The sequence below is a fragment of the Flavivirga spongiicola genome (assembly GCF_030540825.1).
GTDB classification, from domain to species: domain Bacteria; phylum Bacteroidota; class Bacteroidia; order Flavobacteriales; family Flavobacteriaceae; genus Flavivirga; species Flavivirga spongiicola.
Genome location: NZ_JAUOEO010000001.1, coordinates 3,343,541 through 3,358,056, shown reverse-complemented (window position 1 = coordinate 3,358,056; position 14,516 = coordinate 3,343,541). Strand labels below are relative to the sequence as shown.

Annotated in this window: 15 protein-coding genes and 1 tRNA gene; 7 read left to right on the top strand and 9 right to left on the bottom strand. The window is 31.6% G+C overall.

Features of this window, described 5'->3' with window-relative positions; genetic code table 11:
- Positions 1 to 42 precede the first annotated feature (42 nt).
- The 5 genes from Q4Q47_RS13480 to Q4Q47_RS13460 form a co-directional block, all read right to left on the bottom strand.
- Positions 43 to 2,304: a M1 family metallopeptidase gene (locus Q4Q47_RS13480; RefSeq protein ID WP_303307173.1), complete on the bottom strand. Its 2,262-nt coding sequence runs from the start codon at positions 2,302 to 2,304 to the stop codon at positions 43 to 45.
- A gap of 111 nt (positions 2,305 to 2,415) precedes the next feature.
- Positions 2,416 to 2,919 (bottom strand): DUF6702 family protein, encoded by a 504-nt coding sequence (locus Q4Q47_RS13475; RefSeq protein ID WP_303307172.1) that lies wholly within the window; start codon positions 2,917 to 2,919, stop codon positions 2,416 to 2,418.
- Positions 2,920 to 3,002: 83 nt separating this feature from the next.
- Positions 3,003 to 3,803 carry a hypothetical protein gene (locus Q4Q47_RS13470; protein ID WP_303307171.1) on the bottom strand — a complete coding sequence of 267 codons (801 nt, stop codon included), beginning with the start codon at positions 3,801 to 3,803 and terminating at the stop codon, positions 3,003 to 3,005.
- Positions 3,790 to 4,596, bottom strand: a complete 807-nt coding sequence (locus Q4Q47_RS13465; protein WP_303307170.1) for a carboxypeptidase-like regulatory domain-containing protein — start codon at positions 4,594 to 4,596, stop codon at positions 3,790 to 3,792. Before Q4Q47_RS13465 ends, Q4Q47_RS13470 begins: the two co-directional genes overlap by 14 nt.
- Positions 4,597 to 4,718: 122 nt before the next feature.
- Positions 4,719 to 5,516 (bottom strand): carboxypeptidase-like regulatory domain-containing protein, encoded by a 798-nt coding sequence (locus tag Q4Q47_RS13460; protein ID WP_303307169.1) that lies wholly within the window; start codon positions 5,514 to 5,516, stop codon positions 4,719 to 4,721.
- A 110-nt stretch (positions 5,517 to 5,626) separates the two neighbouring features.
- Here Q4Q47_RS13460 and pepE point away from each other — a divergent pair, with 110 nt between their 5' ends.
- Positions 5,627 to 6,334 carry a dipeptidase PepE gene (pepE, locus tag Q4Q47_RS13455; protein WP_303307168.1) on the top strand — a complete coding sequence of 236 codons (708 nt, stop codon included), beginning with the start codon at positions 5,627 to 5,629 and terminating at the stop codon, positions 6,332 to 6,334.
- A 260-nt stretch (positions 6,335 to 6,594) separates the two neighbouring features.
- Here the strand turns inward: pepE and Q4Q47_RS13450 are convergent.
- Positions 6,595 to 6,667: transfer RNA gene (locus Q4Q47_RS13450), tRNA-Gly, on the bottom strand.
- 51 nt (positions 6,668 to 6,718) lie between these two features.
- Entirely contained in the window at positions 6,719 to 7,144 is a 426-nt protein-coding gene (locus Q4Q47_RS13445) for a GNAT family N-acetyltransferase (protein ID WP_303307167.1), read from the bottom strand.
- A 180-nt stretch (positions 7,145 to 7,324) separates the two neighbouring features.
- Between Q4Q47_RS13445 and Q4Q47_RS13440 the strand changes: the two genes are divergently transcribed.
- On the top strand, positions 7,325 to 8,092 hold the full coding sequence (locus tag Q4Q47_RS13440) for a M48 family metalloprotease (protein ID WP_303307166.1): 768 nt from the start codon (positions 7,325 to 7,327) through the stop codon (positions 8,090 to 8,092).
- A 68-nt stretch (positions 8,093 to 8,160) separates the two neighbouring features.
- Here Q4Q47_RS13440 and Q4Q47_RS13435 read toward each other — a convergent pair whose 3' ends face one another.
- On the bottom strand, positions 8,161 to 8,571 hold the full coding sequence (locus Q4Q47_RS13435) for an ankyrin repeat domain-containing protein (protein WP_303307165.1): 411 nt from the start codon (positions 8,569 to 8,571) through the stop codon (positions 8,161 to 8,163).
- 248 nt (positions 8,572 to 8,819) lie between these two features.
- Here Q4Q47_RS13435 and gpmI point away from each other — a divergent pair, with 248 nt between their 5' ends.
- Both gpmI and Q4Q47_RS13425 read left to right on the top strand, forming a co-directional pair.
- A complete protein-coding gene (gpmI, locus tag Q4Q47_RS13430) occupies positions 8,820 to 10,337 on the top strand; it encodes a 2,3-bisphosphoglycerate-independent phosphoglycerate mutase (protein WP_303307164.1) in 1,518 nt (505 codons plus the stop codon).
- Positions 10,338 to 10,393: 56 nt separating this feature from the next.
- The gene (locus Q4Q47_RS13425) at positions 10,394 to 10,798 is read left to right on the top strand and encodes a BT0820 family HAD-type phosphatase (protein WP_303307163.1); all 405 of its coding nucleotides are present in this window, start codon (positions 10,394 to 10,396) and stop codon (positions 10,796 to 10,798) included.
- A gap of 7 nt (positions 10,799 to 10,805) precedes the next feature.
- On the opposite strand, the gene Q4Q47_RS13420 is transcribed toward Q4Q47_RS13425, so the two are convergent.
- Positions 10,806 to 12,071, bottom strand: coding sequence for an acetyl-CoA hydrolase/transferase family protein (locus tag Q4Q47_RS13420; RefSeq protein WP_303307162.1), 1,266 nt, complete (start codon positions 12,069 to 12,071; stop codon positions 10,806 to 10,808).
- A 302-nt stretch (positions 12,072 to 12,373) separates the two neighbouring features.
- Here Q4Q47_RS13420 and map point away from each other — a divergent pair, with 302 nt between their 5' ends.
- From map to Q4Q47_RS13405, 3 genes are all read left to right on the top strand, one after another.
- Positions 12,374 to 13,192 carry a type I methionyl aminopeptidase gene (map, locus tag Q4Q47_RS13415; RefSeq protein WP_303307161.1) on the top strand — a complete coding sequence of 273 codons (819 nt, stop codon included), beginning with the start codon at positions 12,374 to 12,376 and terminating at the stop codon, positions 13,190 to 13,192.
- A gap of 75 nt (positions 13,193 to 13,267) precedes the next feature.
- Positions 13,268 to 13,642, top strand: a complete 375-nt coding sequence (locus Q4Q47_RS13410) for a GxxExxY protein (RefSeq protein WP_303307160.1) — start codon at positions 13,268 to 13,270, stop codon at positions 13,640 to 13,642.
- A 25-nt stretch (positions 13,643 to 13,667) separates the two neighbouring features.
- Positions 13,668 to 14,435: a class I SAM-dependent methyltransferase gene (locus Q4Q47_RS13405; protein ID WP_303307159.1), complete on the top strand. Its 768-nt coding sequence runs from the start codon at positions 13,668 to 13,670 to the stop codon at positions 14,433 to 14,435.
- Positions 14,436 to 14,516 lie beyond the last annotated feature (81 nt).

Here is a 14,516-nt window from a genome sequence, read left to right as displayed (position 1 = left end):
TTTATTTTTTTATAATTTATAATCGGTTTGGTTAATCAATTCTTAGCTTTTTACTTTATTTTTAAATTGGTCAAAAGCATTTGGTTTTACTTCCCTTGGCCATGAATTATTTGATGTATCTACATCTGCGGTTTCTAGATCTGGATCAATAACAAAACCTGTTATAGCTTTTTCTGATCTAAAAACTTTCTTAACTTCATTTTCATTATATCTCCATATTTGAGCTGGATACTTTTTTCTTTCTTTAGAACCATCCTCATAAGTTAACTCTAAAATTATTGGCATTACTAATCCTCCTGGTTTTTCGAAAGTGACCTCATAAAAATAATTTGGTGCTTGATTTAGTTCTGCTTTTTCTTCTTTTGATAAACTTCCCAAATGATTCTTTAAAAATTCAAAATCAGAAGCTTTTTTAGAATTTTCAGAACTAGTACCTTCTTTAACTTCTGCAAAATAAACTAGCTTGTCTTTATAGTCATCAAGATTCATATTATTCCTTTCGGCTAGTTTTTTAGCTTTTTCAGTTGGCTTATCTGTTAAATAATATGACTTAACATCTTTAACTCCTATATCAGTATAATCTGTAGTATAAAACCATCCTCTCCAAAACCAATCCAAATCCATAGCTGAAGCATCTTCCATGGTTCTAAAAAAGTCTGCAGGCGTAGGGTGCTTAAACATCCATCGTTTTGAATATGTTCTAAACGCATGATCAAATAGTTCTGGTCCCATAATGGTCTGTCTTAATAAGTATAAAGCTGCCGCCGGCTTTGTATACGCATTAGGTCCAAATTGATGTACATAATCACCTTGAGACATAATTGGTGAAATAAAATCTTGATTTCCGCCCATATAGTGTACAATATCTTTTGGTAAATTTCCTGTTATAAAGTTAGGATCATAATCTAATTCTGCTAAAATTTCAACAAATGAATTTAAACCCTCATCCATCCAGGTCCATTGGCGCTCATCACTATTAACAATCATGGGGAAAAAGTTATGGCCTACTTCATGAGTTATCACCCCAATCATACCCCTTTTAAGTCTTTCCGAATAGGTGCCATCTGGGTTTGGTCTTCCAAAATTAAAACAAATCATAGGGTATTCCATTCCCATTTGTGCGTGTACGGAAACTGCTTTATTATATGGATAATCAAAAGTAAGCTTAGAATATTCTTCTAACGTATTAGCTACAACTCTTGTTGAATGTTCTTCCCAAAGCGGGTTTCCTTCTTTAGAATATAATGAAATTGCCATTACAGTCCTACCGTTTATATCTACTGCCATAGCGTCCCACAAAAATTTTCTCGACGTTGCAAAAGCAAAATCTCTTACGTTATTTGCTTTAAAATGCCATGTTTTAGTTTTCTTGCTTTTTTGGGTTTCAGCTTTTTCAGCTTCTTCTTGAGTTACAATAAAAACCGGATCTTTAAACGATTTTTTTGCTATTTCGAAACGTTTAAGCTGTTCTTTTGTTAAAACTTCCTTTTCATTTTGCAATACGCCTGTTGCTTCTAATTTATGATCGGCTGGTACTGTTAATTTCACATCATAATCGCCAAACTCCAAAGCAAATTCGCTACGTCCCCAAAATTGCATATTTTGCCAACCTTCAACATTATTATAAACACAAAGTCTTGGAAAAAACTGCGCTATTACATATGTGCTGTTCCCGTCCTTTGGGAAATACTCATATCCTGAACGACCTCCTTCAACAATATGGTTATTTACATTATACCACCAGTCTATTTGAAACTTAAATACTTCTCCGGGTGCTAACGGCTTCTCCAAATTAATTCGCATCATGGTTTGATTAATCGTAAACGACAAATTTGAACCATTATCATTTTTCACTGATTCTATATTAAACCCTCCATCAAACCTCTTTTTTAAATTTGATTTAGTAAATGTTTTAGCATTATTAAAGGTAGCTTTAAAACTTTCAGAATTAATATCTGGAGTTTTAGAATCTCTTGCCCGCATATTTTGGTCTAACTGAACCCATAAATATTCCAAATGGTCTTTAGAACTATTATGATACGTTATTTTCTCTTTTCCGTGAATTTGATTTTTAGACTCATCTAAACGAATATCCATAACATAATCAACCTTTTGCTGAGTGTATTGGTATCCAGGAGCTCCAGATGCCGTTCTAGACTCATTAGGTGTAGGCAAAAGATCTTTCATTTGTCTAAACTTATTCTGATCTGTATGCCCTACTACTCTCTGTTTTTCTGTATTCTGTGAAAATACGCTTGTTGACATAAAAACAATGGCGAGTAAAAAATAGATGATTTTTTTCATTTTATTTTTTTAAGTTTTGTTTAAAGAATGATGAGCTTTAGATAAAAAAAATGTATTATCCTTATAAAAAGCGTTCGAAAATAATGATTTTGAAAGTTTATTAACTTTATTTTAATTAAAATTTAACACAGCTTTATCATTTTGAGAGATTAAAATAAAGCTCTTTTGTTTGGAGTTAATTTTAGTTTTTACAATATTTTGCTGATCTTCATATAAATCAAACAAAACTTTGTTTTTTATTTCTATGGATTCAATACTACTAACGCCTTCAATTTCCAAATAGCATTTCATAATATCTATATCATATTCTTTACCAATAAAAATAAGATTAGCATCTTTATCATTAATCTTTATTTTTAGTTTTTCTTTTAAATACCTTTCAATATATACATCAGTTATTTTTGGTTCATCTTTGCCTGCTAACGTTATAGATTCATCATAGCGTTCACGTAGCAAACTTTCAAAATCGTCAATAAAAATTCTTGTTGTTATTTGTACAGATTGTTTCTCTTCAATAAAATTAATTTGAGTAACGCTTATATAATATTTATGTAAGCTAGTAAATGCTAAAAGCGGTATAATTATAAAAAACAAAAATGGTTTAATAAATTTCATCTAGATATTTTTTGCTAAAGTAATTATTTTGCTATTCAAAAAGCATTCCAAAAGTGTAATACCTTTTCTATCATAAAATGGTATTAGTCATTCCCTGTTTCTAAATTTTCCAAATACTGTTTATACTTACGCCTCAAAAAAGCTAATATTTCAAAGTCGGTTTTATTTTTACAAGATCTAATAAAATTTTCATCGTCTGCACAGAAATAGAAAAAATCCATTCGTAAGCCTTTATCTAATGGATTTGAAACAAAAAAGTCCTTCGACAATCTTGCTTTTATAGTATTCATTAGTGTTTCTTTTGTTTCAATTTTTACACGATTTTTTAGCATTTTAGTTCTTCCTGAAATACCATTTAATATAGGGTTTAAAGGTACTCCTCCTCCTAGTAATCCTAATAGCATTTTTGGTTTAAATTCTCCTGCTTCACTCAAACGACGTTCACTTTGTGTCGCTATTTTACCAGTGTAGCCAGGTATACCTACATCAAAAAAATTAATAGGTGGGTTGCCATCTATATTGGCAATATCTTCAAGTAAATTCCCTGTTAAAACCTTACCCACTATAACCTCATCAAGCTCATTAATTTGTTCATCTAATTTTACTAGAATTGCTTTATTAGAAATATCATCTTTAGAAATCACAATTTCTTTTAATTTATGTTGAATAGATGAAAACACTAAAGAATCATTTATACTAACATTAATTGTAAACTCACCTTTTTCATTCGTTATGGTAAAAACTTGAGCCGTTTTATTAATTACATGAATACTCTCAACGCCTAACTTACTTTGAACTTTTCCAAACACCTCAATTGACTGAGCCATAAATGTTTGAAAAGAGAGCAAAACAAATATGATTAGAAAGTCCTTAATTTTTAGCATTCTGAAGTTTTAAGAACAACTCCTTTTGTTTTATTAAAAAGGCAATAAGCTGTATTTCATTTTCACGTTTATAAAACTCTGGGTCTATACCTTTCTCTTCTACAAATGCAACAAAAGCTGAAAGATGTTCAGGTGACATATCAAAAGTTCTACCTATATGTTTATAACTATAAACATCTAACAAGTCTTTTGGCTTTTCTTCTACGCCCCTTTTAGATAGATTCATTTTGATAGATAGATTTGTTTTAAATATTGATTCAAGAATTTTTACTGCGTCGGGAAGATAATTACGTGCTTCCGGATTAATTATAGCCTTTAAATGATTCCCAATAGCCTCATTGTCAAACGCCTTAACATCATTGTATTCAAAAGCCCTGTTTATATTACCCATATCAACACGTATTGGTTCAACAGTTTTAACATCGCCTACATCTGCTAATATATTTCCTGTAAGTCCAGATGAAAGCGTAACAGCATCTAGTTGATTAATTTGCTCAACTAATTGTATTTTTAATTGTTTTGTTTTGATAACGTCAGCATCAACTGTAATAGAAACGGTTTGAAATTGTAATGCCGAAATTTCAATAACATCACGTAATGCTACTTTAATGACAAATTCCCCCTTCTCATTGGTGATGGTACCTTTATTTGACGACGTATTAAAAATAGTGACTGCTTCAACATCATTGGTAGCCGAAAGAAGCACGCCTTTCATTTCTATTCTATTTATTGATTGACCACTTAGGTAAAGTGACAAGAAAATAAATATAGAAGAAGTTAACGTTTGTTTCAAGTTGCTAAAATTAAAGTATAAAGAACGTCTTTCAATTCTTAAATAAATTGAAAAATCATTTTAAACTTTTGTTAAAACATAACTTAAAACTTAAAAAAGCTCATGAAATGGTTTAAGTTTTTCTAATTTAAACTTAAAAACTCTACGCTTTTTTTATTTAATAATTCAAGAAACTCCATTTCTTTTCCATAGTTAAGCAGCGAAAAGTTAAAATCTTTGCTTTCAACAAATCTTATAAACTCTTCAACTCGGTGGTCTGGAATATTAAAATTATCAACTAAAAACTCAGATCCAAAATAGTATTTTATCGATTCTACCGGGACATCTGGAATACCGGATTCCTTTTTGTTAGAAACTTTCGATCTAAATAAAGGTAACAATAATTGATCTACTACATTAACTATGTTAAGTCCGTTAATCATTGTTTGACGCTGAGAATTCATTCCAATGTTTTTTACTTTAGATTTGTAATCATCCTTAAAATCGAAATCATCACTGTGCTTAATTCCGAAATACAAGGCATCTAATTTGGGTTTAAAAATATTGGTTTTCTTTATATCTGTATTTAAGTTTCCTGATAACCCTTTTGTCGATACTACAATCTCCTCTAATTTATAAACTTCTTCAATTAAAAAAAGTTTCATTGATTTTGACTCAGTAATAGCCTCGTTGACTTTAAAATTAATATTTTGATATTGTAATGCACTTACCTCAATTAAATCGTTTGCTGCTACACGCAATTTAAACTCTCCATTTTCATCAGTAATGACTCCTTTGTTTGATGATATATTAAAAATAGTAATACCAGAAATATCATTGCTTTCAACAATTATCTTCCCGCTAACCTGAACGCGTTTAACGTTTTGAGACAAAATATGCATTGTAGATAATAATGCAAAAAAGAAAATGATTTTTTTCATATTATTTTTTTATTGAAAATAAGATTTTTATTAGACTTTTCAGCACCTAAACCCATAAAAATTTTCTTAAACATAATATTTCATTTAGTTTTACCGTGAAAATTTTTATTATGAAAAATATAATTATTGCTAGTACGTCAACAATTCATGGAAGTGGTTATTTGGATTATATTTTAGATGAGCTAACTGTTTTTTTTAAAGATGTTAAAGAGATTTTGTTTCTTCCGTACGCCAGGCCAAGTGGTATATCTCATGATGAATACACCAAAACTGTTCATGCTGCTTTTTCTAAGATTAATAAAAATGTAAAAGGCATTCATACCTATGAAAACCCTATTGAAGCTATTAAAAAGGCTAAGGCCATTTTTATTGGCGGTGGCAATACATTTGTTTTAACAAACCAGCTTCATAAAAATAATTTAATAAATACTTTACAGGCAGTTGTGAAAAACGGCATACCATATTTAGGTACAAGTGCTGGCAGTAATATTTGTGGGCTAACAATAAAAACGACTAACGATATGCCCATCGTGTACCCACCAAGCTTTAATGCATTAGCTTTTGTTCCTTTTAACATTAATCCACATTATTTAGACCCAAATAAAAGCAGTAAACATATGGGTGAAACCAGAGAGACCAGAATAAAAGAATTTCACAATTTTAATAACCAACCTGTTATAGGTTTACGAGAAGGTAGTTGGTTACATGTAAAAGATGATTCTATTATTCTAAAAGGGAATTTAACTGCTCGTATTTTTGAATACAACAAAATACCTTATGAGATATCATCTGGAACAGAATTAAACCACTTAAAATAAAAAAAACTCCATATTTCTATGAAGCTTTTAGAGCGGGAGACCAGGTTCCTTTCGACTACGCTCAAGATAAACTTCTCACCTTAAAGTGAAATTTTAAATAAAATATTCGGTATAAAAAAACTCCATATTTCTATGGAGTCTTTAGAGCGGGAGACCAGGTTCCTTTCGGCTATGCTCAAGATAAACTTCTCACCTTAGAGCGAAACTATAAATAAAATATTCGTCATAAAAAAAGCTCCATATTTCTATGAAGCCTTTAGAGCGGGAGACCAGGTTCGAACTGGCGACATTCAGCTTGGAAGGCTGACGCTCTACCAACTGAGCTACTCCCGCATTATTGTGCTGCAAATATATATAAACTGTTAAGTCATTTGCAAGAAAAAACTATAACTTTTTAAAAAAATGATATCCTAAAATATTAAAACCCTCATTATAATAAAATTTATGGGAAGGATAATTGCTTACATAAGTATTTAACTCTACTGATTCACAACCTTTTTCTAAAGCATAATTATATATCCATTCAAAAAACTGCTTGCCTAAACCTTTTCCCCTATAGGTTTCATCTATATAAACATGATCAACTTCCACACTCTTTCCAGAATAATGTCTAGTGCAAAACCATAAACCTGTAACACCTATTAAATCTTCATTATCATATATTACAGCGCATTCATAATTTTGAGTAACCATCTCTGAAAAACGTTGCTCTAGAACAGCATAAGAAGTTTTATTATCATTTAGTTTTTGCACTAATGGAATAACAGAATTTATATTTTCTTTTTCTATAATTTTAAACACAAAAGACATAGAATATTTTTTATAAATGAATACCCAAAATTAATTCTATTTTCCATAATTATCCTAGTGACTTTTAATAAAATATGGGTCTAACAAATAACTGGTTTTTATCCAGACTTGTATTAATTCCAAATGAACCAACTTAGTGCTTAAAAATTTTATATTTTTAATTGCATTAAAATATAAAAAATGAGAGGAAAAAATCTTAAAGTCCGTTTATTAATAGGTGCAGCTATCGCATTGTTCTTTGTTTTTAAAAGATGTAGTCAACAAGAAGTGAACCCTTATACAGGAAGAACACAAACCATATCTATGACTGCTGATAAAGAAATCGCCATTGGATTGCAAAGTGCACCACAAATGGCACAGCAACATGGAGGTCTGCATTCTAATAATCAATATCAAGCTTTGGTTGACAATGTTGGAAACAAATTAGTTAACAATAGTATCGCTAAAGACACTCCTTACCAATATGAATTTCATTTATTGGCAGACCCTAACACTATAAATGCATTTGCATTACCCGGAGGGCAGGTATTTATAACCTATGCTTTATTTTCTAAGTTAGAAAACGAAGACCAACTAGCAGGGGTTTTGGGTCATGAAATTGGACATGTTCTAGGTCGTCATAGTGCGGAAAGAATAGCAGAAAGTGAATATTGGCAAGGGCTAACAACTGCTGGTTCTGTTGGAGCAGACATGGGTGGGCTCATAAATAATATTGGTCAGAACACACTGCTTACTAATGGAAGGGACGATGAATTAGAAAGTGATGATCTCGGCGTTCTTTTTATGCTTAAGGCTGGTTATAATCCCGAAGAAATGATTGGTGTCATGGAAATTTTAAAAGCGGCAGCCGGTCCTAATCGGGTTCCGGAATTTCAAAGTACACACCCAGATCCAGATAACAGAATTGAAAAAATTCAAGAAGCCATAGAAAAACACAAAAATCAATAAAACAAAAAAGCCTTGAAAATCAAGGCTTTTTACGAGTGACTAACTCAAAATAACTATTTATTTTATAATTATTTTCTCTTTTTTGCTGCTTTAGCTTCTGCTATGGCCTCTTTTAGAATTGCTGCTGCATCATTTGCTCCATGCAATTCAGCATATTTTAATGCGGTCATTTTTTTAGCAGATTTGGCTTTTAAATTGGCGCCTTTGGCAATTAAAAGTTTTAAAATATCTGTTCTGTTAAATTTAGCAGCATACATCACTGGGGTCATTCCGTTAGACATTTCATTAACATCTGCTCCTCTATCAATAAGTTTTTTCACGGTTTCTATATCTCCTTTAGCGATTGAAACGCAAAATGAATTCACTTTAAATACAAACTCAACATTAGTATTATTAGTGTTATCTGTGATCGTTTTAGCATTAGCTGTCACAATAGAGAAACATAATGCAATGGCGGTAATAATGACTGATTTTTTCATGATGAAAGATTTAATTTGATTTATAATTTCGTTTGTTGATATACTAAAGAGACGATATTAATTTCAATCTGTTACATAAAAAACAATAAATAACACATTTTTAACTTTTTTTTCACAAATAATTAACTGAACGATTCTTTTTTTAAAAACCTCAAAAAAGCTCTAAAAATGCCAGCATTTGCGAGACTATTTCTGCATTATTTTATGCAACTTCTTTATCTTTGTTTCTTATTAAATTTTTAACAAAAATGAACAAAAAAGTTATCTTAATGATACTTGACGGTTGGGGTAATTCTCCAGATCCTAAAGTTTCTGCTATCGATCATGCAAACACATCTTTTATAGACTCTCTTTATAAAAAATATCCATTCGCAACCTTAAGAACCGATGGGTTACATGTTGGATTACCAGAAGGGCAAATGGGAAATAGCGAAGTCGGCCACATGAACCTTGGTGCCGGACGTATTGTCTATCAAGACTTAGTAAAAGTCAATTTAGCTGTAAAGAACAAAACATTAAATAACGAAAAAGTATTGGTAGATGCATTCAACTATGCAAAAACCAATGACAAGGATGTTCATTTTTTAGGATTATTAAGTGATGGTGGCGTACATTCTCATATTAACCATTTATTTGGATTATTAGATGCCGCTAATGATTTTGGTTTAACCAAAACTTTTGTTCATGCATTTACAGATGGTCGCGATGTAGACCCAAAATCTGGTTATGGTTTTCTTACTGAATTAGAAAGTCATTTAGAAAAAACAAATAGCAAATTAGCTACTGTAACTGGTCGTTACTATGCTATGGATAGAGACAAACGTTGGGAGCGTATAAAATTAGCCTATGATGCTTTGGTTAATGGTCATGGAGAAAAGTCTACTAATATCACAGAGACCATTCAAAAAAGTTATAAAAATGATATTACTGACGAGTTTATTAAACCAATTATCATGACTGATGAATCTGGTAATCCTCAAGCAAGCATAAAGGAAGGTGATGTCGTTATCTTTTTTAACTTTAGAACAGATCGTGGTAGGGAATTAACAGAAGCTTTATCTCAAACTGATTTCCATGAGCAAAACATGCACAAATTGAATTTGCATTATGTCACGCTTACAAATTATGATGAAACTTACAAAAATGTAAACGTTATTTTCAATAAAGATAATTTAACTGAAACATTAGGTGAAGTTTTAGAAAAACATAACAAAAAACAAATTCGTATTGCTGAAACAGAAAAATATCCACATGTTACATTCTTTTTCTCGGGCGGACGTGAAGAACCTTTTAATGGTGAAATGCGTATTCTAAGAAACTCACCAAAAGTAGCTACTTACGATTTGAAACCGGAAATGAGCGCTTACGAATTACGTGATGCATTGATTCCTGAGCTTCAAAAAGGTGATGTTGATTTTGTTTGTTTAAATTTTGCTAATGGTGATATGGTAGGTCATACCGGTGTTATGGAAGCTGCTATCAAAGCTTGTGAAGCCGTAGATAAATGTGTAGAAGACGTTATCACTTCAGCTTTAGAAAATGGCTATTCTACATTACTTATAGCGGATCATGGAAATTGTGAAACTATGATAAACCCTGACGGTTCACCAAATACAGCTCATACAACAAACCCTGTTCCTGTTATTTTAATCGATAAGGAATTAAAAACTATCAAAGATGGTATTTTAGGTGATATGGCACCCACTATTTTAAAGTTAATGGGGGTTGAACAGCCAGAATCTATGACACAGCACTCCTTAGTTTAAATAAGTAAAAAAATAAATTGTTGTACTTTTGTTATAAACCCAAGTTTATAACTTAAATGAATTTTAACAATCAACTTATTATTGCAATAGATTTTGATGGTACTATTGTTGAGGATGCTTATCCTAAAATAGGAAAACCCATATTGTTTGCTTTTGAAACTTTGAAAAAGCTACAAGATAATGGGCATCGACTTATTTTATGGACTTATAGGAGTGGTAAAAAATTAGATGAAGCCGTTAAGTTCTGTGAGGATAATGGTATCTCTTTTTATGCCGTAAATAATAGTTTTCCTGAAGAGGAATACACCAACGATGTAAGCAGAAAAATTAATGCCGATTTATTTATTGACGATAGAAATATAGGAGGTTTTTTAGGTTGGGGTGAAATATATCAATTACTCACAAACACAAAACCTCCCGAAGTTAAAAAAAAGAAAGGGCTCTTTAGTTTTCTAAAATAGTTCATTTTTAAATTAATTGGTAATAGGTCTTATCTATAGATTCTCTATGGTCTGGGTGTGCAATATTTACTAACGCTTTAACTCTTTCTTTAATGGTTTTACCATATAAGTTAGCTATTCCATATTCAGTAACAACATAATGCACATGTGCTCTTGTAGTAACAACACCAGCTCCTGGTTTTAAAGATGGAACAATCCTACTAACACCTTTTTTTGTGATTGAGGGTAATGCTATAATAGCTTTCCCACCATGACTTAAAGAGGCTCCTCTAATATAATCCATTTGACCACCCACACCTGAATACATTTTAGCTCCAATAGAGTCTGCGCAAACTTGACCTGTTAAATCTACTTCAATAGCAGAATTAATAGCTACCATTCTAGGATTTTGCTTAATAATAGAAACATCGTTTACATAATCTGAAGCACGCATTTCAACAAACGGATTATCATCAACATAATCATACAATTGTTTAGAACCTATTACAAATGTAGCTAATGCACGTCCAGGGTTAACGCCTTTAAAGTTTCCGTTAATCACATCTTTTAAAATTAAATCAATAACACCATCAGAAAACATTTCAGTATGCAAGCCCAAATCTTTATGATTCGTTAAACGTGATAATACGGCATTAGGGATGGTTCCGATTCCCATTTGTAGTGTGCTTTTATCTTCAATTAAGCTAGCTACATAATCACCAATTTTATGTTCAATAGTAGATGGAGTCCCTAAATTATATGCAGGTATAGACTCGTTACACTCAACAAATAAATCTACCTCAGTAATATGAATAATGCCGTCTCCATGTGTTCTTGGCATTTGCTCATTTACCTGTGCAATAACAATTTTTGCATTATCTATAGCAGCCAAGCTAGCTTCAACCGAAACTCCCAACGAGCAATACCCATGTTTGTCTGGAACTGATACATGAATTAATGCGACATCCAATGGTAAGATGTTCCTTTTAAATAGTAATGGTAGCTCGCTTAAAAAAACGGGCGTATACGATCCATTACCAGATGTTAATGTATGACGCACATTATTCCCAATAAAAAATGAATTTACATGAAAACTTTCTCTAAGTTCAGGATTGGCATAACCCGTGTCCCCTTCAACGTGTAAATGACAAACTTCAACATTTCTTAATTCCTCATGACGCTCGGTCATAGCATTCATTAACAGTTGTGGAGCTGCTGCAGCTGCCTGAATATAAACCCTATCATTGTTTTTAATTACTTTAACAGCATCTTCTGCACTAACAATCTTATACATCTTGTTTAATTTAGTTTAGTACAGTAAATTTATTTATTAAAAGGGGCTTAAAAAATGTCAAAAGTCATGTTATCAAAAAAATATTAGTACTTAACCCGCATTATTCACAGTTATTCTATTCCAAAGCCAAACTGCCTACTATCTTTGGCAATGCTCTTAATTTTTATGCCTCAAAAGTGGGGACAATTTATCCTTTAAAAATTATTGTGCTTCCCAAATCTATTGACATTTCATCTTTTCATAACGAAAACCATGAATAATACGGGTTAATTTTAAGTATCTTTGCCATTATTTTTTTAAACATGATTGTAATAAAAACAAAAGAGGAAATTGAGTTGATGCGCGAAAGTGCTTTAATCGTTTCAAAAACACTTGGTATGCTTGCTAAAGAAGTCAAGGAAGGTGTTACCACAATGCAACTTGATAAGCTTGCAGAAGCGTTTATAAGAGATCAAGGTGCTTTACCAGGGTTTTTGGGATTGTATGATTGTCCATCAACTTTGCTTTGTAGTGTAAACGAAGCAGTAGTGCATGGTTTACCAACAAACATACCTTTAAAAAATGGTGATATTGTTTCTATAGATTGTGGTGCATTAATGAACGATTTTTACGGAGATCATGCGTATACTTTTGAAATTGGTGATGTAGATCCTGAAACAAAAAAACTTATACAAGTAACTAAGGAATCTCTTTATGTTGGCATCAGGGAATTTAAAGCGAATAATCGCGTGGGTGATGTTGGCTATGCTATACAAAAGCATTGTGAAAACCATGGTTATGGCGTTGTTCGGGAATTAGTTGGACATGGCTTAGGTAAAAAGATGCATGAAGACCCAGAAATGCCAAATTATGGAAAACGTGGTCGTGGTAAGAAATTTGTTGAAGGTATGGTAGTAGCTATAGAGCCAATGATAAATGGAGGCACCCACAAAGTAAGACAATTAAAAGACGGGTGGACTATTGTTACACAAGATGGAAAACCTAGTGTTCATTTTGAACATGATGTAGCACTTGTAGACGGAAAACCTGAAATACTATCGACTTTTGCATATGTACATGAAGCTTTAGGAATTGAGAGTCATGAAGAAGATGAGTTTCGTCAGAAAGCTTTAGTTCTTTAGTTTTTTTAGACACGAATTTCACTAATTTGCACTAATACTTACTCGATACTATTTTTTCTATTTGTTTAATACTACATGTCTAAATTAATTTACAAAGAAGAAGCTTATAAAATGATTGGCATTTGTATGGAAGTACATAATCAATTAGGCAAAGGGTTTAATGAAGTAGTTTATGCAGATGCATTAGAAATAGAATTAATGGACAATGGAATATCTTATTCTAGAGAGATGAAGTTTGGCATTACTTATAAAGGAAATTTACTACCGCATAAATATAAAGCTGATTTCATTATAGATGATAAGATCGTATTAGAACTAAAAGCAATTGACTGCTTAACTTCTGCTCATATTAAACAAACATTAAACTATCTTGCGGTATCAAAACTTAAGCTTGGTTTATTAATTAACTTTGGAGAAGATAGCTTAAAATATAAAAGAATCGTATTATAGTGATTCGTGAAAATTAGTGAAATTCGTGTCAAAAAAACTCTTTAGATTTATACTAAATTTTATACCAAGACCTCTACTAATTAGGTTAAGTTATATAATTCGCCCTATTCTAGCGTTCCTTTTAAAAGGCAATACATATACCGATCCCATAGACGATAGAAACTTTAGAAGCTTTTTACCTTATGGTTATGGCACACAACGTAACAATGTACTCTCTCCTTCTACTCTTTCTTTAGAACGTCACAGATTGTTATGGTTGTATTTAAAAAACGAAACCGATTTCTTTTCAGCTAAAAAAAAAGTACTGCATTTCGCTCCGGAGCAAGCATTTTACAAACGCTTTAGAAAGATGAAAAATCTCGAGTATATAACAACCGATTTAAATTCTCCTTTAGCCGACGTAAAAGCTGATATTTGTAATCTACCATTTAAAGATGACGAATTTGACATCATTTTTTGCAATCACGTTTTAGAACACATACCTGATGACACGAAAGCGATGCAAGAGCTATATCGAGTTTTAAAAGTTGGTGGCATGGGTGTTTTTCAAATTCCGCAAGACTTAACAAGAGAAGCAACTTTTGAAGATAACACCATAACAGATAAGAAAGAGCGAGCAAAAATATTTGGACAATATGATCATGTACGTGTTTATGGTCGTGATTATTTTGATAAACTTCGCAGCGTTGGTTTTAAAGTTGAAGAAGTTGATTATACTTCAATACTTTCTGAAGCAGATATTACAAAATATTGTTTAGCTAAGGGTGAGATAATTCCTGTGGTTTATAAGTAATCCAAATTAAATTTCGAACAAAAATAAATAGCAGATAATAAAAATTTCTAGCCTGTAGCGCTTTAGGTAATTCATTTAAAA